The 21,852-nt window shown below is 63.0% G+C and carries 18 protein-coding genes; 2 read left to right on the top strand and 16 right to left on the bottom strand.

Annotation, left to right across the window (positions count from 1 at the left end):
- Position 1 precedes the first annotated feature (1 nt).
- The gene (gene asnB, locus ABLE85_RS15110; RefSeq protein ID WP_348793552.1) at positions 2–1,939 is read right to left on the bottom strand and encodes an asparagine synthase (glutamine-hydrolyzing); all 1,938 of its coding nucleotides are present in this window, start codon (positions 1,937–1,939) and stop codon (positions 2–4) included.
- A gap of 278 nt (positions 1,940–2,217) precedes the next feature.
- Between asnB and ABLE85_RS15115 the strand changes: the two genes are divergently transcribed.
- Positions 2,218–2,418 (top strand): DUF2905 domain-containing protein, encoded by a 201-nt coding sequence (locus ABLE85_RS15115; protein ID WP_348793553.1) that lies wholly within the window; start codon positions 2,218–2,220, stop codon positions 2,416–2,418.
- Between the two features lie 211 nt (positions 2,419–2,629).
- On the opposite strand, the gene ABLE85_RS15120 is transcribed toward ABLE85_RS15115, so the two are convergent.
- From ABLE85_RS15120 to ABLE85_RS15160, 9 genes are all read right to left on the bottom strand, one after another.
- The gene (locus ABLE85_RS15120) at positions 2,630–3,658 is read right to left on the bottom strand and encodes a proline racemase family protein (protein ID WP_348793554.1); all 1,029 of its coding nucleotides are present in this window, start codon (positions 3,656–3,658) and stop codon (positions 2,630–2,632) included.
- A 76-nt stretch (positions 3,659–3,734) separates the two neighbouring features.
- Positions 3,735–5,426 (bottom strand): aconitase X, encoded by a 1,692-nt coding sequence (locus ABLE85_RS15125; protein WP_348793555.1) that lies wholly within the window; start codon positions 5,424–5,426, stop codon positions 3,735–3,737.
- Entirely contained in the window at positions 5,423–6,424 is a 1,002-nt protein-coding gene (locus ABLE85_RS15130) for a 4-hydroxyproline epimerase (protein ID WP_348793556.1), read from the bottom strand. The genes ABLE85_RS15125 and ABLE85_RS15130 overlap by 4 nt, the downstream gene beginning before the upstream one ends.
- A gap of 14 nt (positions 6,425–6,438) precedes the next feature.
- Positions 6,439–7,689 carry an FAD-binding oxidoreductase gene (locus ABLE85_RS15135; protein WP_348793557.1) on the bottom strand — a complete coding sequence of 417 codons (1,251 nt, stop codon included), beginning with the start codon at positions 7,687–7,689 and terminating at the stop codon, positions 6,439–6,441.
- 7 nt (positions 7,690–7,696) lie between these two features.
- The gene (locus tag ABLE85_RS15140) at positions 7,697–8,419 is read right to left on the bottom strand and encodes an amino acid ABC transporter ATP-binding protein (RefSeq protein WP_348793558.1); all 723 of its coding nucleotides are present in this window, start codon (positions 8,417–8,419) and stop codon (positions 7,697–7,699) included.
- A complete protein-coding gene (locus ABLE85_RS15145; RefSeq protein WP_348793559.1) occupies positions 8,412–9,065 on the bottom strand; it encodes an amino acid ABC transporter permease in 654 nt (217 codons plus the stop codon). The genes ABLE85_RS15140 and ABLE85_RS15145 overlap by 8 nt, the downstream gene beginning before the upstream one ends.
- Positions 9,066–9,079: 14 nt before the next feature.
- Positions 9,080–9,745: an amino acid ABC transporter permease gene (locus tag ABLE85_RS15150; RefSeq protein WP_348793560.1), complete on the bottom strand. Its 666-nt coding sequence runs from the start codon at positions 9,743–9,745 to the stop codon at positions 9,080–9,082.
- 71 nt (positions 9,746–9,816) lie between these two features.
- On the bottom strand, positions 9,817–10,623 hold the full coding sequence (locus ABLE85_RS15155) for a transporter substrate-binding domain-containing protein (protein ID WP_348793561.1): 807 nt from the start codon (positions 10,621–10,623) through the stop codon (positions 9,817–9,819).
- 295 nt (positions 10,624–10,918) lie between these two features.
- Entirely contained in the window at positions 10,919–12,436 is a 1,518-nt protein-coding gene (locus tag ABLE85_RS15160; protein ID WP_348793562.1) for an aldehyde dehydrogenase (NADP(+)), read from the bottom strand.
- A gap of 152 nt (positions 12,437–12,588) precedes the next feature.
- On the opposite strand from ABLE85_RS15160, the gene ABLE85_RS15165 reads away from it, so the two are divergent.
- Positions 12,589–13,623 (top strand): Ldh family oxidoreductase, encoded by a 1,035-nt coding sequence (locus ABLE85_RS15165; protein WP_348793563.1) that lies wholly within the window; start codon positions 12,589–12,591, stop codon positions 13,621–13,623.
- 174 nt (positions 13,624–13,797) lie between these two features.
- Here ABLE85_RS15165 and ABLE85_RS15170 read toward each other — a convergent pair whose 3' ends face one another.
- From ABLE85_RS15170 to ABLE85_RS15195, 6 genes are all read right to left on the bottom strand, one after another.
- A complete protein-coding gene (locus ABLE85_RS15170) occupies positions 13,798–14,760 on the bottom strand; it encodes a dihydrodipicolinate synthase family protein (RefSeq protein WP_348793564.1) in 963 nt (320 codons plus the stop codon).
- 127 nt (positions 14,761–14,887) lie between these two features.
- Positions 14,888–15,592 carry a GntR family transcriptional regulator gene (locus ABLE85_RS15175; protein ID WP_348793565.1) on the bottom strand — a complete coding sequence of 235 codons (705 nt, stop codon included), beginning with the start codon at positions 15,590–15,592 and terminating at the stop codon, positions 14,888–14,890.
- A gap of 489 nt (positions 15,593–16,081) precedes the next feature.
- Positions 16,082–16,990, bottom strand: coding sequence for an ABC transporter permease subunit (locus ABLE85_RS15180; RefSeq protein WP_348793734.1), 909 nt, complete (start codon positions 16,988–16,990; stop codon positions 16,082–16,084).
- Positions 16,991–17,001: 11 nt separating this feature from the next.
- Positions 17,002–18,006 (bottom strand): ABC transporter permease subunit, encoded by a 1,005-nt coding sequence (locus ABLE85_RS15185; RefSeq protein ID WP_348793566.1) that lies wholly within the window; start codon positions 18,004–18,006, stop codon positions 17,002–17,004.
- A 104-nt stretch (positions 18,007–18,110) separates the two neighbouring features.
- Entirely contained in the window at positions 18,111–19,706 is a 1,596-nt protein-coding gene (locus ABLE85_RS15190) for an ABC transporter substrate-binding protein (RefSeq protein ID WP_348793567.1), read from the bottom strand.
- An 835-nt stretch (positions 19,707–20,541) separates the two neighbouring features.
- Positions 20,542–21,852, bottom strand: coding sequence for a cation:dicarboxylase symporter family transporter (locus tag ABLE85_RS15195; RefSeq protein ID WP_348793568.1), 1,311 nt, complete (start codon positions 21,850–21,852; stop codon positions 20,542–20,544).

A 21,852-nucleotide genomic window follows, 5' to 3' on the forward strand; every position in this document is an offset into this window, starting at 1 on the left:
TTCAGGCCGCCTGTGCGGCTCGAGTGCTGGTGCCGGTGAAGGTCTGCAGCCAAAGCTGCGTCGAGAGGATGCCGACAAAGGCGGCGTTGTCGCGGAACCCGGTGACCGACTGCGCCTGGCACTTGTCGTAGAGTTTCGTCACGGCCTTGGCATTGAACAGGCCTCTGTTGCCGATGCTCGTCTCGCTCATGGCGTCGCGGACGTAATCGAGTTCGCCGACGCCCGTGAAGGAGCGACTGTCGGGCGCGCGGTAGGGCTGCTTGGTGCGCCGGCCGATCGTCGGCGGGAGCAGGTCTTTCGTCGCTTCGCGCAGAATGTGTTTTTCCACCAGGCCCTTGAGCTTCATTTCCGGCGGCAGGCGGGTAGCGAACTCGACGAGACGATGGTCGAGGAACGGGAAGCGCCCCTCGATACCGTGTGCCATGGCCATGCGATCGCCCTGGCTGGAGAGGATGTAGCCGGGCAGCAGAAAGCGGCTTTCAAGATACTGGGCCTGGTGCAGCGGATGCCAGCGACCGAAGGCTTCGGGAAGCCGGCTGGCCAGATCCTCCGCCGCATCGTAGTCCTTCACGGCGGCGCGCAGGTCGGCGGAGAAGAAGATCTTCGTTGCCGCCGTGCTCTTGAACCGCGGGCGATGCGAGAACAGCGGATCGTCGAGCGGCATGTCGCCTGCACCGAAAAACGCAGCGAGATATTCCGCCGACTGTTGCTGCAGCCCCGGCAGGTAGGGATAAAGCTTGCGAAACAGGTGCGGACGCAGGCGAGATCCGGGCTGTCTGCCGCAGAAGCGGCGCACTCGCGCCTCCTTGAAGATATCATAGCCGGCGAAGACTTCGTCGGCGCCCTCGCCCGTCAGGACGACCTTCAGACCCTTTTCCCGGACGAGGCCAGAAAGCTGATACAACGGCGCCGGGGCCGTCCGGATGATCGGCCGCTCCGTGAAGCGGATAACCTCCGGAAAGGTCCTGGCAATGTCCCCCGCATGACAGGCGACTGCACTATGATGCGTTCCGAGCGCGCTGGCCATTTCCAGCTGGAAGGCGCTCTCGTCATGCTCCGCACTGTCGAAGGTGACGGAAAAAGTCCGCAGGCCCTGTGGCGCCATGCCGGCGGCTAGTGCCGAGATGATAGAGGAGTCGAGCCCCCCGGAAAGATAGGAACCGACAGGCACGTCGGCACGCATGCGGATGCGGGTGGCGTCCGTAAGAAGGGCGTGCAACGCCTCGGCAGCGCTGCTCTCGTCCGTGAACTGGGATGGCGCGTCCCGTTCCGGATAGTCGAGCTGCCAATAGGAGCGGATCGAGACCTTCCCCTTTTCGGCGATCATAAAATGGGCCGGCTCGAGCTCGTGAATATCTCGGAAGCCCGTCCGCGGTGCTATCGGAGCCCAGAGCGTGAAGATCTGGTCGAGCGCGACCGGATCGAGCTCCGCGCAAACGCCGGGCACTTGAAGCAACGCCTTGATTTCGGAAGCGAAATAGAGCGTTCCGCCATGTGTCGTATAGAACAGCGGGCGCACGCCCATGCGGTCACGCGCCAACATCATCCGCTGGCGGCGCCGATCCCAGATGGCGAAGGAGAAGTCGCCGTTGAGAACCGACAGGCAATCCTCGCCCATCACGTCGTAAAGGTGCAGAATGACCTCGGTGTCGCTGGAGGTGCGCAACCGCCGTCCCTTGTCACGCAGTCCCTCGCGCAGTTCGACATAGTTGAAGATCTCACCGTTGAAGGCAATCGTCAGGTCGCCCGTCTCATCCGACATCGGCTGCTGGCCGTCCCCGAGCCCGACGATCGACAGGCGCGCATGGCCAAGACCCGCTTCTGGGGCGACGAAAGTGCCGTTCTCGTCCGGCCCGCGATGAGCGATTGCGGCGATCATCCTTTCAAGAAGGGGCTCCGCGTTGGGGACTGACCCGAAATAGCCGCCGAAACCGCACATACTCAGATACTTTCACACCGAACGATCATTTCCGGAGCATAGATGGCATGACGGAATCATTGGTTAATCGTCGAACTTTTCTGGCTGTATGGTAAATGCCAAGGTTGGACCGTCACGGGGCCGGCGAAGAGACTGGCGGTATGGGGCGAGGCGGTCGCTCCCGCCATTCATTTGAAGGAGGCTGACGTGCGGATCAACGTATCACGAAGCGCGCCGTTGCCACGATTTGCATCATCGTCGACGCTGGCTGCACGACGAGTGTTGAAGAGTAGCTTTTCATGTCGCGAACGCTGATCATCATCGGCCTTGTCATCGTCGCGGTCGGCATTCTGTGGCCCTGGCTGTCGCTTCTTGGTCTGGGGCGATTGCCGGGCGACATTGTCATCCGGCGCGAAAACATCACCTTCTACGCTCCAATCGCTACAGGGCTGCTGATCAGCATGGCGCTGTCGCTTATCCTGTGGCTCATCAATCGGTAGGAGCTTTGACAAGGGCGTGATCTGTCCCTGAAATCACGCCAGCTTGAATTCCTCGGCGGGAGGCCGGAATCAGGCCGCTGCGCCGGTAAAGGCCTGCCAATCGGCAATCGCCCCATGCAAATAAACGGGAGAGCCCTGTCCCCCCGGATCCTGCCCGAAAACCAGAGCGGCGCGCGATCAGCGCCGCTCCGTTCCGTCCAGTCCGATCGGATCAGCGCGCGCCCCAGGTATCCGTCAGACGATAGCCCTCGGGCCACGGATCCGACGGGTCGAGCATGTGCTGATGCGTGCCGGTGATCCAGGCACGGCCCGAAATTTCCGGTAGGATCGCGGGGCGGCCACCGACCTCGGTCGTGCCGGTGATGCGGCCCGTGAAGGTCGAACCGATCACCGAAACGGCCGTCAAATTATCCTCCAGGCCCATCTGGCCACGGGCGTGCAGCACGGCCATCCGCGCCGACAGCGCCGTGCCGGTGGGCGAGCGGTCGACCTTGCCGGGCTGGATTGCCACGGCAGCACCAGCACGCAGGCCTTCGGCCGTGCGGTCGACGGGGCCAGCGAAGAGGCAGAAGGAGAAATGCTTCCAGTCCGGGTTTTCCGGGTGGTGGAAGCCGAGCGCGGCGTTGGCCGCATTGGTGATCTTCACGCCCAGGCGCGCAATGTCATGCGCCTCGTCGGACTTAAGGCTGAAGCCCATCGCAGTCGCATCGACGATGACGAAGCTGTCGCCGCCATAGGCCGTGTCGACCGTCAGCGTGCCCAGCCCCTCGACTTCCAGCTTTGCATCCAGCCGGTCCGCGAAGCTCGGCAGGTTGCGCACGTAGATGCGTTCTGCCTTGCCGTTCCGGCACTCTGCCCGCACGCGGACGAGACCGCCCGGGGCTTCGAGGGTGATTTCGGTCACCGGCTCCTGCATCGGCAGAATGCCGCTGTCGAGCAGAACCGTGGACACGCAGATCGAGTTGGAGCCCGACATGGGCGGGGTGTCTTCCGGCTCCATGATGATGAAGGCCGCATCCGCCTCCGGGTGTTTTGGCGGCACCAGCAGATTGACATGGCGGAACACGCCGCCGCGCGGCTCGTTCAGCACGAAGTTGCGCAAGGTGTTGTCACGGGCGATCCAGCGGCTTTGCTCCCAGATCGTATCGCCCGGCGGGGGCGTGACGCCGCCAACGATCACATCGCCCACCTCGCCTTCGGCGTGGGCGGAGATCACGTGAATGGTTTTCGTGCTGCGCATGGTTGCTCCTCCTCAGAGCATTTTGCAAAACAATAACTTGGATGGAGATGGCGACTCGGAGAGACGTCATCTCGATTTAGGAAAGCCAGTCCGGCAGGCGCTCGGGAACATGCCCGGTGAGCGCGGCGGTCACGCAATCGGCCAGGTTGCCGAAGCGCACCGCACGGCCCGAGAGACCGGGACCGTAATGGGCGTATTTGCCGGAATTCGTCATCAGCGCGCGGGTCCGGGTCGGGAACACCGGCTCGGAGATCGAGCACCAGCACAGGTCTGGCAGCACCTGCACGCCGCTCTCTTCCAGCCGCGCAAGCGTGCCGTCGGACCGCGCGTCGGCGATGACCTGATTGCCGGCAGTGACGATAACCGACACGCCGGGATTGCGCTTGCGGCCGCCAAGCGCCTCGGCAAGCATCCGGCATTCGTCGAGCGACGCGTGCGGGCTGCCGATGGCGACGAGTTCCACCTGCTCCGGTCCTGCATTCAGGACCTTCCACGCCGCAGCCATATCGGCCCGGGTGATGACGACGGTGTCGGCGTTCTCCGCCGCCGCGCCGTCGGCCTCTGGCGTCACGCCTTCCACATGCAGCATCGGCGCTGCGGAAGTGGTGCCGAATGCCGCGCAGAGCGCCTTGAGATCATCACGCGAGGGCTGAGTATCGCCAAGACCGCGCAGGAGCGGAATGCGGTCGGGCGCAGCACGGCCAGCGAGATAGCCGATCAGCGGCCAGAAGGCATCGTCCACGTTGGCGGGCAATTCCACGTCGATGACGCGCCGGGCTTTACGATGGATGTCGAGATAAACACCGGACAGGGGCGCGCGCCCCGTCAGCGCGATGCAGAGATCAAGGAAATCCGGATGCTTTGCCGTCCGCGCCCCGAGCACGGTGTTGGCAAAGATCACGGCGTTGGATTCCGCCCAGGCGATCTGCTCGCCGGCACGCGGCGCGCTGTCGAGCAGATAGGGCGAACAGGTGAATGTCGGCCGGCAGCCCATGCGGACATAGGCATCGGCAAGGCGCGCCGCCGGGTCGCCGAACGAGTCCGGCACGCCCTGCGCCTGCCAGTTGGCGCGATCGACGGAAATAGCATTCATCGTCGTCGGCACGCGGACGCGTGCGCCCATCTCGGCCATCTTTTCGGCAAAGGTCAGGTTTGCGGGACTGGCATAGATGCAGCCGTCGATATGAGCCTGCGTCACGTCCACGAGACCCCGCGCGCCCTGCTGCGCGGCCATGGCGCAGATGATGCGCATGGCCTGCTGCACGGCCACGCCATCGCGACCTTCGAGCATGGCATGGTCGGCCTCGGTCAGCTCAAGCGCCGACGTCGCCGGCGGGCTGACGGCCAGCGTCAGGCCATCGGCCTCGATCGCCGTATCGGTGATCCGCGCCGACTTCGCACGCGAGAGCGCCGCAAAAGCTCCGGGGGCGAGGCGCAGAACCGGCAGCGGCTTGCCGAACAGCTCGGATGCAATCAGCGCGCCGAGCGTCAGCACATCCTCGGCTTCGGAAAACACCAGCGCCGCGGGCGCGCGCCCGGTCAGCACGAGGTCCAGAAGCACGCCTGATCCGGTGCAGGAGCCACGGCTCGACGGCATCATCAGGATGCTGCCGGTGAGGCAGGTCCCGTGCAGCGGGTGGTGCACGTCGATTACGCACCCGGTGGCGGGGTTGACCCCGCCCCAGAAGCTCAGCGCTTCCTCGGCGACGATGATGGGACCGTTGGCGGTGCTCCCAAGGATACTGCGCGCAGGCACTGCGTGGCTCATTTCACCACGAAGCCGTGCGCGAAGGGATCGCGGTCGTCGATGAAGATCGTGTTGATGCCGGTCTGCTGCGCCCAGCCAGCGATGGAGGGAATGATCGCATCGCGATCGGCGACCTTCGTTGCCGCCTCGACCCGGCCCTTGAACAGCGAGCCGATGATCGATTCATGGACGAATTCGTCGCCGACCTTCAGCTTGCCCTTGGCGGCAAGCTGGGCCATGCGGGCCGAAGTGCCGGTGCCGCAGGGCGAGCGGTCGATGGCCTTCTCGCCATAGAACACCGCGTTGCGGGCATGCGCGCCGGGCTGGGTGGGCTTGCCGGTCCACTCGATGTGGCTGAGGCCCTGAATCTGCGGATGCTCGGGGTGGACGAATTCGTATTTGGCGTTGAGCGCGGCGCGCAGCTTCGGGCTCCAGCCCACCAGTTCGCCGGCGGTGTGGTCGGCCATATCGCGGAAATTCTTCTGCGGCTCGACGATGGCGTAGAAGTTGCCGCCATAGGCGACGTCAACGACGATCTCGCCCAGGCCCTCGACCTCGGCCGTCAGTCCCTCGGCATAGAGGAAGCCGGGCACGTTGGTGAGGCGCACTTCGTCGACGTAACGGCCTTCCTGGCGGTAGGTGATGTCGACCTTGCCGGCGGGCGTGTCGATCGACAGCTTGCCGGGCTCGCGCGGCGTGATCAGGCCGTTCTCGATGGCCATCGTGATCGTGCCGATGGTACCGTGGCCGCACATCGGCAGGCAGCCCGAGGTCTCGATGAACAGCACCGCCACGTCGCAATCAGGCCGCGTCGGCGGATAGAGGATCGAGCCCGACATCATGTCGTGGCCGCGCGGCTCGAACATCAGGCCGGTGCGGATCCAGTCGAACTCGCGCAGGAAATGTGCGCGCTTTTCCAGCATGTTCGCGCCTTCGAGGCGCGGGCCGCCGCCCGAAACGAGGCGGACGGGATTTCCGCAAGTATGCCCGTCAATGCAAGAGAAAGTATGGTTGGCCATGGCCGAGACCCCTGTCAGAATCTTTGAGGCGAGAAAGAAGTAATGTCGATGGCGGACGCCTTGCCGGTCAAGAGATCGGCGACGATCCGGGCGGTGCCCGCCGATTGGGTCAGGCCAAGATGGCCATGGCCGAATGCGTAGATGACGCGCTGGGTAGCGCGGGCCGCGCCGATGGCAGGCAGGCTGTCGGGCAGCGACGGACGGAAGCCCATCCACTGCACCCCGCCGCCCGGCTTGAGCCCTGGCAGGAAGGCCTGCGCCTTCTTCAGCATCGCCTCGGAACGCCGGAAATTCGGCGGCAGCTTGAGCCCTCCGAGTTCCACCGCGCCGCCGACGCGAATGCCGGTCGACAGGCGTGAGATGACAAAGCCATGACCGCCGAAGGTGACCTGGGTGCGCAGATCGAATGCGTCGGAGGGAAGCGTGGTATTGTAGCCGCGCTCGGTTTCCAGCGGGATACTCTCGCCGATGGTCCGGGCAATCCGGTGCGAGAAGGCACCTGCCGAGAGCACCACCTTCGCAGCGCGCCGCACGCCGCCATCGGCGGTCAGCACTTCCACCCCGCCGTCTACCGGACGCAGCGCGGTCACCTCGGCGCGCTCGATCGGCCCTTGTTTTGAACGGAAGTGGTCGGCCAAGGCGATCGTATAGAGCTTGGGGTCGGCGATGGAGTACCAGCCGGGCGTGAACGTGCCATGGGTGAAGCGCGGCGCAAGACCAGGCTGGATCTCGGCCATCTCGGTTGCGTTGAGGTGACGAAACTCGATCCCGTGCTCCTCCCGCGCCTTCCAGCCGGGAAGCGAAGCCTTGAGCTCCGCTTCGCCCTCATAGACCTGAAGATTGCCTTCCTTGCGCAGCATCGACAGCGTGCCGCTCTGCTGCAGGAATGGCTCGAGCTCCGCCTTCGACAAATCCATCAGCGCAGTCTGCGCTGTCGTGGAATGCGCCACGCGCTTCGGCGAGCAGGCGCGCCAGAAGCGGAACATCCAGGGTGCGATCTGCACGGCATAGGCCGGCGGCACGGCCAGCGGGCCGAGCGGATCGAGCAGCCATTTGGGCGCCTTCTTCAGGATGCCCGGCGAGGCCAGCGGCAGGATATCGGTGAAGGCAAAGGCTCCGGCATTACCGGCCGACGCGCCGGCGGCAGGTCCCTCGCGATCCAGAACGGTGACCGAAAGCCCCCGCGCCTGTGCGGCAATCGCCGCCGAGAGCCCGACGACCCCTGCCCCGACAACGATGACGTCGGCCTGCGCCTGCTCTTTCATCATGCCCTCAATGCGTTGCGGCCAGAAACTTCTTGGTCTCGGCGTGCTCCGGCGCGTCGAACAGCTGTTCCGGCGCCGCGATTTCGGCCATGACACCCTGATGGAAGAAGGCCACGCGGTCGGAGACCTCGCGGGCGAACTTCATTTCGTGGGTCACGCAGATCATGGTCATGCCCTCGGAAGCGAGCATACGAAGGGTATCCAATACCTCACCCACCAGCATGGGGTCGAGTGCCGAGGTCACCTCGTCGAACAGCATGTATTCTGGCGACATGGCGAGCGCACGCGCAATGGCCATGCGCTGCTGCTGGCCGCCCGACATGCGGTTGGGATAGACCGACAGCTTCTCGCCCAGCCCGACATGGGTCAGCTGCTTCACCGCGATCTCCTCGGCCTTCTGCTTCGACATGCCGAGCACCTTGCGAGGCGCGAGCATGACGTTCTCCAGCACGGTCAGATGCGGGAAGGCATTCCACTGCTGGAAAACGATGCCCACCTTCTGGCGCAGCTTGTTGAGGTCGGTGCTCTTGGCGTGCACATCGGTGCCGTCGATCACGACCTTGCCCGAAGCGATAGGCTCCAGGCCGTTGATGCAGGTGAGCAGCGTCGACTTGCCCGAGCCGGAACCGCCGATGACGGTGACGACCTCGCCCTTCTTGACGGTGAGATTGATGCCCTTCAGGACCTCAAGCGAGCCGAAGGATTTGCGGACGTTTTCAATCTCAATCATTGGGGGACCACCGTTTTTCGAGATACCCGCCAAGTCGGGCGATGGGAAGGCTGATGATGAAGTAGATGGCGCCGCAGATCAGCAGGATGAACAGCGGCTCCTGCAGGCGGGTGACGAGGATCTGCGAGGCGCGCAGGAGCTCGATCAGTCCGAGCCAGAGCACCAGCGCGGAGTCCTTCATGACGCCGAGCGTCAGGCCAATCCAGGTAGGCAGCGAAACGCGGATGGCGAGCGGCGCCACGATGTAGCGCATGTCCTGGAACCAGCTCATGCCGAGCGAGCGGGCGGCGCGGCGGGTGGTCGTCGGCACGGAGTCGATGCCGCCGCGCACGATCTCGGTGCAATAGGCCGCGGTATAGAGCGACAGCACCACGCAGGAGGTCGTGAACGGAGGCCAGCCCAGCTTCATGATCGACTGCAGAGCGTTGCCCAGCACGAGCTGGATCAGAAGCGGCACCGAGCGGAATACGTCGAGCACGAAGGTCAGCGGCGCGGCCCAATAGGGGCCGAGTTGGGAGCGGATCACGCCGAACAGAATGCCGAGCACTGTGCCGGCGGCGACAGACACGGCGGTGACGGCAAGCGTCATCCCCGCGCCATGCGCAAGGAAGACGAGATCGCTCCAGGAGAGGGCAGTGTTGAACATCTCTCTCACCTCTCTCAGTAGCGGAACATGCGCGAGGCGAAGGCCCGGGCGGCCAGCGTGACGGCCTTGGCGATGACGTAGTAGATCACTGCGGCGATCGCGAAGAACTCGAAGGTGCGGAAGGAGCGGGCATTCAGCTCCTGCGTGATGCCGGCGAGGTCGGTGTTCATGCCGACGGTGACGCCAAGCGAGGTCATCAGGATTGCCCAAACCATCTGGTTGGTGACCGGAAGGAAGGCAACGCGCAGCATCTGCGGCATGACGATCAGCCGGAAAGCCTGCAGCGAAGTCATGCCAAGCGACCGGCCCGCCCGCGCCTGCGTATCTGGAATTGCCTTGAGCGCGCCACGGAAGTTCTCGGCCAGATAGCCTGCATTGTTGAATGCGATACCCACCAGAAGCGAGGTAAAGGGGCTCAGGTGGATGCCGAAATTGCCGAGCCCGAAATGGGCCATGTAGATCTGGAACAGCGCGGGTGTGTTGCGCGCCACTTCGATCCAGGCGGTGGCGAAGCCGCCGAGGATGCGGCTGCCGGACAGCCGGAACAGGGTCAGGGCAATGGCCACAGCCAGCCCGATTGCCATGGACAGAAGCGCGATCTGCAGCGTGACCAACGCGCCATCGAGCATCTGAGGCAATGCCTTGAACGCCTGGTTCCAATGGAAGGTGTAGTGGAACATTACCGTCTCACATTGGGAAGGATAAACGGCGCGAGGTGTGTTTGCCTCGCGCCGCCAGAGAAACGGTCAGATTAACGGTAGACGCCGTTGACCGACAGGGACGGCACCTCGCCGCCAACCCACTTCTCGTAGAGCTCGGCGTAGCGGCCGGTGCGAACCTGCTGGTTGATGAACAGGTTGAGGTAGTTGATGAGGCCGTATTCCTCACGGTTGGTGAAAAGCGCGACATAGTCGATGTCATACGGCGCCTTGCCGACAACCGAAATGCCAGCGAACTTGCCGCTCTTCACATTGGCCTGCGCGACCGTCGAGGTGGAGACCGTGGCGTCGATCTGGCCCTGGCTCAGCGCGAGGAAGACGTCGGCCTGGGTCTGGTAGGGGCGGAATTCGCCGACGCCCCATTCCTTGACGGACTTTTCGAGCGCGATGGCTTCGAACGTGCCGGCGGTGGCGCCGACCGTCTTGCCCTTCATGTCCTCAAAGGACTTGATGCCCGACTTGTCGTTGGCGGTGACCGCCATTTCGAAGGCGAAGTAGGGAACCGTCATGCCGACGGTCTTGGCGCGCTCCAGCGTGTCGGAGGTCGAGGCAACGCCCACATCGACGCGGCCCGACATCAGCGCCGGGATGCGCTCGGGAAACGGTGTCTCGACGATCTCGGCGGTGACGCCGAGCGCCTTCGCCAGATCGTTGCAGTAGTCGACGTCGAAGCCGATCGGGTTGTTGTTCTCATCGCGCGAGCCCATCGGCGGGAAGTCGAGCACGACAGCGCAGCGCAGCGTGCCCGAAGCGATGATATCGTCCAGCTTGTCGGCGTGAGCCTGGCCAGCCAGTGCTGTAGCGGCCATGAGGCCGAAGGCGAGGACCGAAATTCTCATTCTTAAACTCTCTCCCTGAGTAGGTCTGTCGGTTGACGACGGCGCACTATTTCGCGTCGGAGAGCGTAAATCAATTCAAAAATACAAGGCGTATACAAAAAGTATATGGAGGGCGCGCCTTTCGAACCCAAAGGGGCGGCCCTTCCCTTTGTGCATTTTGCAGCCGGAAGGGCTCGCTTGGTGTCGCACAAATGCGGCACAATCAAGCTGATAGACCATGATGTCGTCCGAAAAACGGTTCCCACTTTCGGGCATCATGGTCTATCGAAGGCGCCCCTACCGGCCGACGCCGGGATCAGGCGAAAAAGTCTTCGGGCAGCAAGCCTTCAGGCATGTTCTGGTAGGAGACCGGCCGCAGGAAACGGCGGATGGACATGGTGCCGACGCTGGTCGCGCCGAAATTGGTCGAGGCCGGATAGGGCCCACCATGCACCATGGAATCGACCACCTCGACTCCGGTCGGGAAGCCATTGACCAGAACACGGCCCGCCTTCCGTTCCAGCACCGGACGCAGGCGACGAGCAGCTTCCAGATCGCCCGCATCCATATGGAGGGTCGCGGTCAGCTGGCCCTCGAACCCGCGCGTGATCTGCTCCATCTCGTCGAGCGAGCTAACCCGAACCACCAGTCCGAGCGGCCCGAAAACCTCCTCGCCCAGCGCATGATCGGACAGGAACTGCGCGCCCGTCGTCTCGAAGAGATTGGGGGTGACGGCCCGGCCTGCCGACTCGGTCACGAGCAGCGGCTTGATGGTGTTTCGCGTCGCGAAGCGTTCCTGGCCGTCGTGATAGGCCTTGGCAATGCCGTCGGTCAGCATGGTCTGCGGACCAACCTTGCCCAGCGCGTCGACCGCAGAGCCGATGAAGCGGTCTGCGTCGGCGCCGTCGATCACCACCGCGATGCCGGGATTGGTGCAGAACTGGCCGGCGCCCATGGTGAGCGAACCCGCCCAGCCCTGCCCCAGAGCCTCGGCCCGCGCCTTCAGCGCCTCAGGCAGCATCAGCATGGGATTGACCGAGCCGAGCTCGCCGAAGAACGGAATAGGCTCCGGCCGTGCCGCGCAGAGATCGAACAGCGCGCGGCCTCCAGCCAGCGAGCCGGTGAAGCCCACGGCCTTGATGAGCGGATGCTGCACCAGTGCATGGCCCACCTGGCGGCTGCCGCCCTGGATCAGCGAAAACACGCCGGGATGCACGCCGGTCTTGGCAATTGCCGCTTCGATGGCCTGGGCCACGATCTCGCCGGTGCCGGGATGGGCAGAATGGCCCTTTACCACCACCGGGCAGCCAGCGGCAAGCGCAGCGGCCGTGTCGCCGCCTGCGGTCGAGAAGGCGAGCGGGAAGTTCGAGGCACCGAACACCGCCACCGGCCCGACCGGCCGCTGGATCAGCCTGATTTCCGGGCGCGGCGCCGGCTGGCGCTCGGGCAATGCCGCATCGAGGCGGCGATCCAGATAGTCGCCTTTCTCGATGTGGTCGGCGAACAGCCTGAGCTGGCCGGTCGTGCGACCCCGTTCACCCTGCAAACGTGCTTCGGGCAGACCGGTCTCCTGGCTGCCGATCTCGGTGATCGCCTCGGCACGGGCTTCGATCTCGTCGGCGATGGCGCGCAGGAAGGCCGCGCGCTCCTGGCGCGAGGAATAGCCGTAACTCCAAAAGGCTTCCTCCGCAGCCTCGCAGGCGCGGTTCACCAGTTCCACGGTGCCGGCGGCAAAGTGATGCACGGGGCCATGCGCTGGAGCGCTCGCGAAGGTACCTGCGCCATCGAGCCATTCGCCGGCGACGAGGTGTTTTCCTTTTGGGGTGAAGACCATATGGGTTCCTTTCTCGATGACCCGGGGCGCGTTCGGTGACGAACCCGAGCTGCCGTCGAATTTGCACTTGTCGAGTATTTGTATACTCTATGTATGCAAAACATCAACCGCACTACCTGCGCCGGCCGGCGCCCAGCCACGAGAGAGACGAAATGAGCAATACCACCGCCCTGCCCATCAGCGCGCTTCACGAGCGCATCGAGGCGATCTTCCGCAAGGCAGGGCTTAACGCCATTCAATCGGGCGCCGTCGCCCGGGTGATCACGGCCGGAGAACGAGACGCCTGCAAATCGCATGGCATCTACCGCATCGAAGGCACGCTGCGCACGGTCAAGGCCGGCAAGGTGAAGCCGGATGCGGTGCCGGAACTCGTGCTTCAGGAAGGTTCCGCGATCGTGAGGGTCAACGCCAAGGGCGGTTTCGCCAATCCGGCCTTCGAACTCGGCGTGCCGGCGCTCGCCGAGCGCGCCCGCGCTTGCGGCCTCGCCGCGCTCGTCATCAACGACTGCACCCATTTCTCTGCCCTCTGGCCGGAGGTGGAAGCACTGACCGAACAGGGCCTGGCCGGGCTGGTCATGTGCCCCAGCTATTCGACCGTCGCGCCCACCGGCGGCAACAAGCCGCTGCTTGGCACCAACCCCATCGCCTTCGGCTGGCCGCGCCCGGGCAAGTCGCCCTATGTCTTCGACTTTGCCACCTCCGTCGCCGCGCGCGGCGAGATCGAGCTGCATCGCCGTGCGGGCAAGCAGTTGCCCGAAGGCTGGGCGATCGACGCGGAAGGCCTTCCGACGACCGATCCGGAAGCCGCGCTTGCCGGAGCCATGCTGCCGTTCGGCGGGCACAAGGGCTCGGCCATCGGCACGATGGTCGAGCTTTTGGCTGGCATCATGATCGGCGACCTGACCAGCCCGGAAGTGCTCGAATATCTCGGCACCACGACGCTGGCCCCGCCCCACGGCGAGCTCATCCTCGCCTTTTCGCCTCAGGCCTTCTCTGCCGGCCGGCCCGGCAATCCATTCGCCCGCGCAGAGACGCTGTTCGAGGCAATCGCCGGCCAGGGTGCCCGCCTGCCGTCGCAGCGCCGCTACGCCGCGCGCGCCAAATCCGAGGCTGAAGGCATCGTTCTGACCGCCGCCGAGATGGAACAGCTCGACCGCCTGCTCGCACTCGGGCTCGACGCCGTCTGATAGCACGGCACATCGACCCCCACTCCGCCTCGCTTTGCTCGGCACCTCTCCCCCGATCGACGGGGGAGAAGTGGTTTGCGTAGCAAACCGTAGTGGGGGTCGAAACGCCACTCGGACAAAAAGAAAAGGCCCTCCCACTGGGAGGGCCTTGCCATATTCGGAGATCGCTTCGGATCAGCCCTTGTACTTCTGCACCGCGCCAGGGAGCTTGCTCCACTCGGCATACCAGGTGTCGAACAGCTTCAGCTGGGATTCGACATAGCCGCGCTGGCTCTCGGACAGGGCGTCGGTCTCGTTGAAGTGCAGCGTGTATTCCTTGTCGCCCTTCAGCACCATCATGTGCTTGAAGTAGAGGACAAGGTCCGGGCCTTCGTCGAAGGAGGAGAGGACGGCAAGCGCCGATTCCAGCTCCAGCGCGCGCTGGCGGGCTTCCACGTCGCCGGCGGCGGCGGCGCGCGCCAGGTTGCACATGTGCAGGACTTCCTTCGGCAGCACGACACCGATGCCGGTAATGGCACCGCTCGCACCGCAGTTGGCGAAGCCCTGGAACACGCAGGTGTCGACGCCGACCATCAGGATGACGTTGTCATCGCGGCTGGTGATGTGCTCGGCCGCATAGCGCATGTCGGCCGCACCGCCGAACTCCTTGAAGCCGATGAGGTTCGGGTGCTCGTCGCGCAGCGCGAAGAATAGGTCGGCGCGGGTGGCGTAGCCGTAATAGGGGCTGTTGTAGATGACCGCCGGAAGGTCCGGGGCGGCCGCCAGGATCGCCTTGAAATGGGCTTTCTGGGCAGAGACGATCGAAGCGCGCGACAGGATGCGCGGAATGACCATGAGGCCATGCGCGCCAACCTTCTGGGCGTGCGCGGCATGCGCCACGGCCGTGGCGGTGTTGACGGCACCCGTGCCGACGACAACCGGCACACCGGCCTTCACCAGGCGCTCCACGCCTTCCTGGCGCTGCGCGTCCGTCAGGAGCGGCCAGTCACCCATGGAGCCGCAGTAAACGACCGCCGACATGCCCTGCGCGATCAGTTCCTTGCCCTTGCGGACAAGCGCGTCGAAGTCGGGAGTGCGGTCTTCCTTGCAGGGGGTCATCAATGCGGGAATTACGCCGGAAAAAATCTTGGCCTTCATCTCAAACTCCTATTGGCCCGTCGCATCGGCAGAGATCGCCACGCCATAGCTGACGCCCGAATCCGTGCCTTCGGTCATGACTATACTCTTTGAATTTTATTTGTCGACAAGAAATCGACAACGTATTTTACAACGCCATGTCGAGCCGCTCGTTACGGGTAAAAAGCTGCTGGATCTGATGAACGATCTGCTCGGCATGCGCCTTGGCGAGGCGGTCGGCGGCCTCGACATCGCGGGCGGCAATGACGGCGATCATGTCCTCATGCTCATCGACGAAGCGCTGGGGCAACCGGTCGTTATAGGACTGGTAGTAGAGCCGCAGGATCCGCCGTCCCTCGTCCAGGAGCCGGTTGAACAGGCCGGTGAAATACGGATTGCGCCCTGCCTCCGCGATCGCCGAATGGAGAGCTGCATTGGTGGCGATCATCGCCAGCGCGTCCTGCGCCTGCACGGCGGCGGCGAATTCGGCCTGGCGGGCGTGGATCACCTTCAGATCCTCGGCGCGATGGTGCTCGGCCGCCAGTCGCGTCGTGACGCGATACATCAGAACCAGCGCATCGAAATAGGTGTGCATGTTCAGGAAGTCGATGTTCGACACCATGGTCGATCGGTTGGGCAGCGTGTCGATCAGCCCCTCGCCTGCCAGCCGCACCAGGGCCTCGCGAATAGGCGTGCGCGACATTTTGAAACGCTCGGCCAGTTGCACCTCATCGATCGGGCTGCCTGGCGGCAGGACCAGATCAAGGATCTCGTCGCGCAGTAAGTCGTAGACCATCTTCACGCCCGAGCCTCGCTTGCGTCCGGGAATGGAATTGGTGTCGGTGTTGGTCATCAAGCGTCCCTCTTGTCGACAAAAGAAATACGTCCAGACGCCAATTCGATCAACAATTTCCGGAGCTATCTTGGCAAGAGGCAATGAGGCGCCTCAATGGGCGCAAGCAAGCAGCCAGCAGCAGGTGGCTTATTGACGAAGCCTGCATCAAAGTTCGGGGCCGGTGGATCAATCGAGGCGTCGACAGCGTAGGCGCCCCGGTTGCCCCGGTTGAGTTCCGGTTCAGCGAATGTCTAATTTCGCGGCGGCGAAACGTTCCTGCGCAAGGCTTCGGTACTCATGGCCAATCGGATCGTTCGGATCGTATTGTCATCGACGGGAGACAGACCGACCGGGAGACGATCATCTCCTGCGACGCCAAGAACCGTCCTGGTGGATCGATCGCGGAGATGGCCGAATCCGCCAGAGTCATAATCTCACAATCGGATCGGGCAGGATCATCGGCGCATCGATCGTATCCCACCAACAATCCGACCCTGACGACCCCGGTTACGACCTTCTCATCTTGGGATCGAGCGCATCGCGCAGGCCGTCGCCGATCAGGTTGATGGCCAGCACGGTGATCAGGATCGCCAGACCGGGAAGCGTCACCACCCACCAGGCCCGCAGGATGAACTCGCGCGCTTCGGCAAGCATCGTTCCCCATTCAGGCGTCGGCGGCTGTGCGCCCATGCCGAGGAAGCCGAGTGCGGCCGCATCGAGGATTGCGCTCGAGAAAGACAATGTCGCCTGGACGTTGAGCGGCGCGAAGCAGTTCGGTAGGATGGTCTTGAACATCAGGCGAAACGGGCCGGCGCCCGCGACCTTGGCCGCCACCACATAGTCGCGCGATTTTTCAGCCATCACCGCAGCGCGGGTGAGGCGCACGAAATGCGGCTGATAAACCAAGGCGATGGCAATCATGGCATTGGTCAGGCCGGGTCCCAATACAGCCACCAGAACCAAGGCCAGCAGCAGAGAAGGAAATGCCAGGATGATGTCCATGAGGCGCATGATCACGGTGTCGACCCAGCCGCGAAAGTAGCCGGCGATCATCCCGAAAAGAACACCAAAAAACACTGCGACGGTGGTCACGATGACGCCGATGAACAGCGAATAGCGCGCGCCAAAGATCAGCCGCGATAGCATGTCGCGACCGACTGCGTCCGTCCCGAGCAGGAAATTCGCGTTGCCGCCCTGCTGCCATGCGGGGGGCAACAGGGCGGCTTCTCGATATTGCTCACTCGGCGCGTAGGGCGCAATAAGGGGCGCCAGCAGTGTGATGAAAATGATCCCGACGAAGATAACCAGGCCTGCTACGGCACCGCGATTCTCGGAGAAATAAAACCAGAACTCGGCCAGTCGCGCGCGACGCGAGATGTCGATGGAGGCCGGAACGGAAGCAGCGGCGTTTGTCATGTCGCCCCTCCTCAGTGCCTGATACGGGGGTTGATGAAGCCATAAAGCACGTCGACGATCAGGTTCACCAGGATGACGAGGCCGGCAATGATCAGCAACGCTCCCTGGATGACCGGGTAGTCTCGGCGGAATACCGAGTCGACCAGCCATTTGGCGATCCCCGGCCATGAAAAAATGGTCTCGGTCAGGATCGCGCCCGCCATGGCTACGCCTACCTGCAGGCCGATGGTGGTCACCACGGGTATCATCGCGTTGCGAAGCGCATGTATTCCGACCACACGGAACGCGGACAGGCCCTTGGCGCGCGCGGTGCGCACATAGTCCTCGCCCAGCACTTCCAGCATGGCCGAGCGCGTCTGCCGCGCGATGACCGCCAGCGGGACCGTACAGAGAACGATGGATGGCAAGATGAGGTGGTTGACCGCGGACTTGAAGGCGCCCGACTGACCCGACAGCAAGGAATCGATCAGCATGAAACCGGTGACCGAGGGGAAATAATAGGCCAGATCGATGCGACCCGACACAGGCGTCCAATGGAGGACGCCGCCGAACAGGATGATAAGGAAGAGCCCCCACCAGAAGATCGGCATCGAATAGCCGACGAGGGCCGTGCTCATCATCGCCTGGTCGACCAGGGAACCACGCTTGACAGCGGCAATAACGCCGGCAGGCACGCCAAGCATCACGGCCAGGAGAATGGCACAGGCGGAGAGTTCGAGCGTCGCCGGGAAAAGCTGCAGGAACTGGGTAAGGACCGGCTCCTTGCTCACGATGGAGGTGCCGAAATCTCCATGCAGCACGTCCCATATATAGTTGAGGTACTGGATGACCATTGGCCGGTCCATGCCCAGCGCATGCGTGATTTCCGCGTGCCGCTCGGGCGTCATGGCGTGCTGGCCCGATAGAAGCATGACCGGATCCCCCGGCAGCAGCCTAACGAACGAGAAGGCAATGATGGACACGCCGATGAAGGTCGGGATGAGAACCATCACCCGCCCTAGAAAAAAGCGAAACATTCGGAATCCTTGTTCCCCGGTGATCGGCTTTGCCGCCGATTTCTGTCATACGGCTACAGGGGCGCCCGCGCGGCGGGCGCCCCTGTTCCGTTCAATTTTCAGCATCAATCCGCGAGATCGACGCCTTCGAACGAATGCGTACCAAGGGGGTTCATGACATAGCCGGTGACCTTGTTGGACATCGGTACGACCACGAGGGAATGGTCGATGGTGACCCAAGGCGCCTCATTCTTGAACACAGCCTGCGCCTCCTGGTAGAGCTTGCTGCGTTCTTCCTGGCCATCCGCCTCCTTGGCTTTCACGACAATATCGTTGAACTCCTTGTTGCACCAGGCGGCGATGTTGTTGCTGCCAACCGCATCGCAGCCGAGCAGCGTGTGGAGGAAGTTGTCCGGATCGCCATTGTCGCCCGTCCAGCCGGCCATGACTGCACCATCATGATTGGGGTCACGGGCGCGCTTGAGATATTCCGCCCACTCGTAAGAAACGATTTCGACCTTCACCCCAACCTTATCGAGGTCCGCTTGCATAAGCTCGGCGGCGCGGCGGGCATTCAGCATGTAGGGGCGCGCGACAGGCATCGCCCAGATCTTCATCGACAGGTCCTTAATACCGGCCTCGTCGAGCGCCTTCTTGGCCGCTTCCGGATCATAGACATCTTCCTTCGACGATTCGTCATAAGACCACATCGTCGGCGGGATGGGGTTCTTGGCGACCGTCGCCGCACCCTGGAACACCATGTCCACGATCGCCTGCTTGTTGATCGCCATGTTCAGGGCGCGCCGAACCTCGGGCCTGTCGAACGGAGCCTGCGTCGTGTTGTAGGCGAGATAGCCGACGTTCAGGCCCTCCTGCTCCATCACGGTCAGGTTCGTATCCGCCTTCAGCACCGCCACGTCGGCAGCATTCGGATAGGGGTATATCTGGCACTCGCCTGCCTGCAGCTTCTGCATGCGCACCGAAGCGTCGGTGGTGATGGCAAAGACCAGATCGTCAATTTTCTGCTTGCCGTTCCAGTAGTCCGGGTTGGCCTTGTAGCGGATAACAGCGTCCTGCTGGTAGTTCACGAAGGAGAAGGGACCGGTGCCGAGCGGCATCAGGTTCATCTGGTTCATCTTGCCGTCGGCCTGCAGCTTGTCGGCATATTCCTTCGACAGGATGGAAGCGAAATCCATGCCCAGATTCGCCAGGAAGGGCGCTTCCTTGCGCTTCAGGACGAACCGGACCGTCATGTCGTCGACCTTGTCGATCGAAGCGATGAGATCGGGCAGGCCCATGCCTGAGAGATACTCCCAGGAGGCACCGGCAACGTAGCTGTACCACGGATCGTCGGTCTTCAGCTGCCGCTCGAAGGAGAAGATCACGTCATCGGCGTTCATCGTGCGGGTGGGGGCGAAGAAGTCAGTCGTCTGGAACTTCACGTCCGGCCGAAGCTTGAACGTATACTGCAGGCCGTCATCGGAAACCGACCAGCTTTCAGCCAGACCTGGCTGGATTTCGGTGGTTCCCGGCTTGAACTCGACGAGGCGGTTGTACACCGGACGCGATACGGCGTCGAAAGTGGTGCCACTCGTATACAGGCCCGGATCGAAACCTTCCGGCGACCCCTCCGAACAATAGACCAGCGTCTTGGCGCTGGCGATGCCGCTTATCATAGTCGCCGCCAGCAGCGCCGACGCGAAAATTGACTTCCGTATCATTAAAGCCCCTTCTTGTTTTCTGCCGACCCCTCCAGGCTCGAGCGCTGGCATATAAGCACCTTTTTCCGGCTTTGGAACTCCCTCTGTCGGACGCTGGTTCACGGATGCACTTCAGCGACCAAAACAAGGCGCCGAGGCCCATTGAGTCCAGAAGCCGCGTGACGAGAATAAGAAGGACGAGGCTCACTCCAGAGCTTGCGGCCTTCTGCCGAGTTGACCTGATGCGATTCGCGTGCGTTGCCGCCAGCATGAACCACAGATGTCGTGTCTGGATGGCGATCCAGCTTGTCGCTCGGCCCGTCGCGGCCACTGGGCCTGAGAGCGCTTCACAGGCCTGAAAAGTGGCAGGCGACCTTGCGGCCGAGCCGGTGCTCTACAAAGCCGGGCGCTCCGCGGTTGTCCTCCGATCGATACCAGAGCTCGAATTGGCATTGATCTGATTCCCGGAAACTGGACCGTTCGGAATTGGAGTTTTCCGCTGTAATTTCCCGGTTGGGGGAGGAGCGGAGAGCGATGAAGGCGCCGCAGGCCGCCACCGCCGGGTGCTTGTAGAACGCGTCCTCGACCTCGATGGACGAAATATTCTCGCCGCCCGAGATTATGATCGGACCTAAAATCATGACGCTGCAATAAGTTCGGGGCGGTGCGCAAGCCGCCTAGACAGAATCACTGCCCGGCCAGATGCGTCGTGGCAACGATGCTGGCGCGAGAAATGTCGCCGACCAGTTGGCAAGCTGGAAGCGGTGAACGGCAGCTTGCAGATCTTTGGTTGACCGCGGCCAGTTGCGTCGACATCTCCAGGACTTCATCGGCGCCTGTAATTTCGGTCGTCGCCTCAAACCGCTTGCCGCGGTGCAATCACTGCTGTGCTGGCCGTAACCGTGCATACGCTGGCAAGGGTCATGAACGTATTGGAGACTGTATCTACCGCTACAAACAAAGCGAAGGCCGCCTCGAAAGGTAACTTGAGATAGCCGCACAGTATCGACATTTGGGAAATGATCACCAGCCCTGCCATCCCAGTCGTCGTCAGCGCAAGCAGGGCGGAAGATACGCCGATGAGGGCGAAGTCCGCGACCGAGAGGGGGCGGCCATAGAGCTGGGCGATGAAAATCGTGCCTGTAACATACAGAAGGATCGGCCCGGTGCGCAGCAGCGCGGCTTGCAGCGGGGCGAGCAGTTCGACGACGACCTGATTGAACTGCAAGCGTTCCACCAGCAATTCGATCATCCAGGGAATGGAAGCGACCGTCGAACGCGTCGTAATCGCGACCATGATCAGCGGTTGATAGGCTTTGACAGCCGCCCACAGGCTCGTCCCGGTCCTGACGGCGACGATGATGCTGGACGCAACCACAAAAAAGACCGTCGAAAGCCCGACGACCATCAGAAACCGCGCCATCAGCTTGATTGGCTCGGGACCCACCGATGCGGTCTGATCAGCGATGAGGATGAAGGTTGCGAACGGCAGCGCCCAGATGAACCAGTTCGTTAGGATGATGCAGGCCCTGTAGACCGCGTCCAATCCTTGAGCGAGGCTCAACGACGACTGCTTCGGTACCTGGCCCGCGGCAAGACCAAACACAAGGCAGAAAAGCAGCACCTGGATCGTTTCGCCGTTGGCCAGCGCACCAAACACATTGCTGGGTACAAGATTGAGGATGATGGACAGCAAGCCTTTCGGCCGCTCCGCCTCGGTTGGAGAGGCCAGGGTCAGCTCCAGATCCGTCGACACGTGCCCTTGGGAGTTTATGAACTTTCCAAGTTCGATGCGTGACTGCGGATCGCCGATTTCACCCGGCTGCAGGATCAGCGACAACGTTCCACTGAGCAGCACTGCCACGAACGAGACCACGAGCACTGCGATGCCGACGCGGCCGAGATACTTCACCGATTGCGGATCCTGCATCATCGAGGTGATCGAGAAGATCACGGAGGCGACAAGCAGCGGCAGGACCACCATCTTCAGGAGATTGAGATAGGCGTGAGCCAGCGGAGTCAACGCCCGTGCGGTATCGGGAAAATACAGACCGCACGCGATCCCCAGGCCGATGAGCAGAACGGTTGTTAGTGGCGAACGAAGAACACGCTTGAGCAGTCCGCTAAGGCTGAACTCGCTTGCCGGATTCGAGTCGATGGCTGCCAT

This window comes from Mesorhizobium sp. KR1-2, assembly GCF_040045035.1.
In the GTDB taxonomy this organism is placed as follows: Bacteria; Pseudomonadota; Alphaproteobacteria; order Rhizobiales; family Rhizobiaceae; genus Pseudaminobacter.

What these genes read in the sequence shown, in the direction of transcription:
- ABLE85_RS15115 (WP_348793553.1), top strand. Translation starts at nt 2,218, where the DNA reads ATGTCGCGAACGCTGATCATCATCGGCCTTGTCATCGTCGCGGTCGGC.
- asnB (WP_348793552.1), bottom strand. Translation starts at nt 1,939, where the DNA reads ATGTGCGGTTTCGGCGGCTATTTCGGGTCAGTCCCCAACGCGGAGCCC.
- ABLE85_RS15165 (WP_348793563.1), top strand. Translation starts at nt 12,589, where the DNA reads ATGAGCAATACCACCGCCCTGCCCATCAGCGCGCTTCACGAGCGCATC.
- ABLE85_RS15155 (WP_348793561.1), bottom strand. Translation starts at nt 10,623, where the DNA reads ATGAGAATTTCGGTCCTCGCCTTCGGCCTCATGGCCGCTACAGCACTG.
- ABLE85_RS15195 (WP_348793568.1), bottom strand. Translation starts at nt 21,852, where the DNA reads ATGGCAGCCATCGACTCGAATCCGGCAAGCGAGTTCAGCCTTAGCGGA.
- ABLE85_RS15135 (WP_348793557.1), bottom strand. Translation starts at nt 7,689, where the DNA reads ATGAAAGAGCAGGCGCAGGCCGACGTCATCGTTGTCGGGGCAGGGGTC.
- ABLE85_RS15150 (WP_348793560.1), bottom strand. Translation starts at nt 9,745, where the DNA reads ATGTTCCACTACACCTTCCATTGGAACCAGGCGTTCAAGGCATTGCCT.
- ABLE85_RS15160 (WP_348793562.1), bottom strand. Translation starts at nt 12,436, where the DNA reads ATGGTCTTCACCCCAAAAGGAAAACACCTCGTCGCCGGCGAATGGCTC.
- ABLE85_RS15120 (WP_348793554.1), bottom strand. Translation starts at nt 3,658, where the DNA reads ATGCGCAGCACGAAAACCATTCACGTGATCTCCGCCCACGCCGAAGGC.
- ABLE85_RS15170 (WP_348793564.1), bottom strand. Translation starts at nt 14,760, where the DNA reads ATGAAGGCCAAGATTTTTTCCGGCGTAATTCCCGCATTGATGACCCCC.
- ABLE85_RS15175 (WP_348793565.1), bottom strand. Translation starts at nt 15,592, where the DNA reads ATGACCAACACCGACACCAATTCCATTCCCGGACGCAAGCGAGGCTCG.
- ABLE85_RS15190 (WP_348793567.1), bottom strand. Translation starts at nt 19,706, where the DNA reads ATGATACGGAAGTCAATTTTCGCGTCGGCGCTGCTGGCGGCGACTATG.
- ABLE85_RS15130 (WP_348793556.1), bottom strand. Translation starts at nt 6,424, where the DNA reads ATGGCCAACCATACTTTCTCTTGCATTGACGGGCATACTTGCGGAAAT.
- ABLE85_RS15140 (WP_348793558.1), bottom strand. Translation starts at nt 8,419, where the DNA reads ATGATTGAGATTGAAAACGTCCGCAAATCCTTCGGCTCGCTTGAGGTC.
- ABLE85_RS15145 (WP_348793559.1), bottom strand. Translation starts at nt 9,065, where the DNA reads ATGTTCAACACTGCCCTCTCCTGGAGCGATCTCGTCTTCCTTGCGCAT.
- ABLE85_RS15185 (WP_348793566.1), bottom strand. Translation starts at nt 18,006, where the DNA reads ATGTTTCGCTTTTTTCTAGGGCGGGTGATGGTTCTCATCCCGACCTTC.
- ABLE85_RS15125 (WP_348793555.1), bottom strand. Translation starts at nt 5,426, where the DNA reads ATGAGCCACGCAGTGCCTGCGCGCAGTATCCTTGGGAGCACCGCCAAC.
- ABLE85_RS15180 (WP_348793734.1), bottom strand. Translation starts at nt 16,990, where the DNA reads ATGACAAACGCCGCTGCTTCCGTTCCGGCCTCCATCGACATCTCGCGT.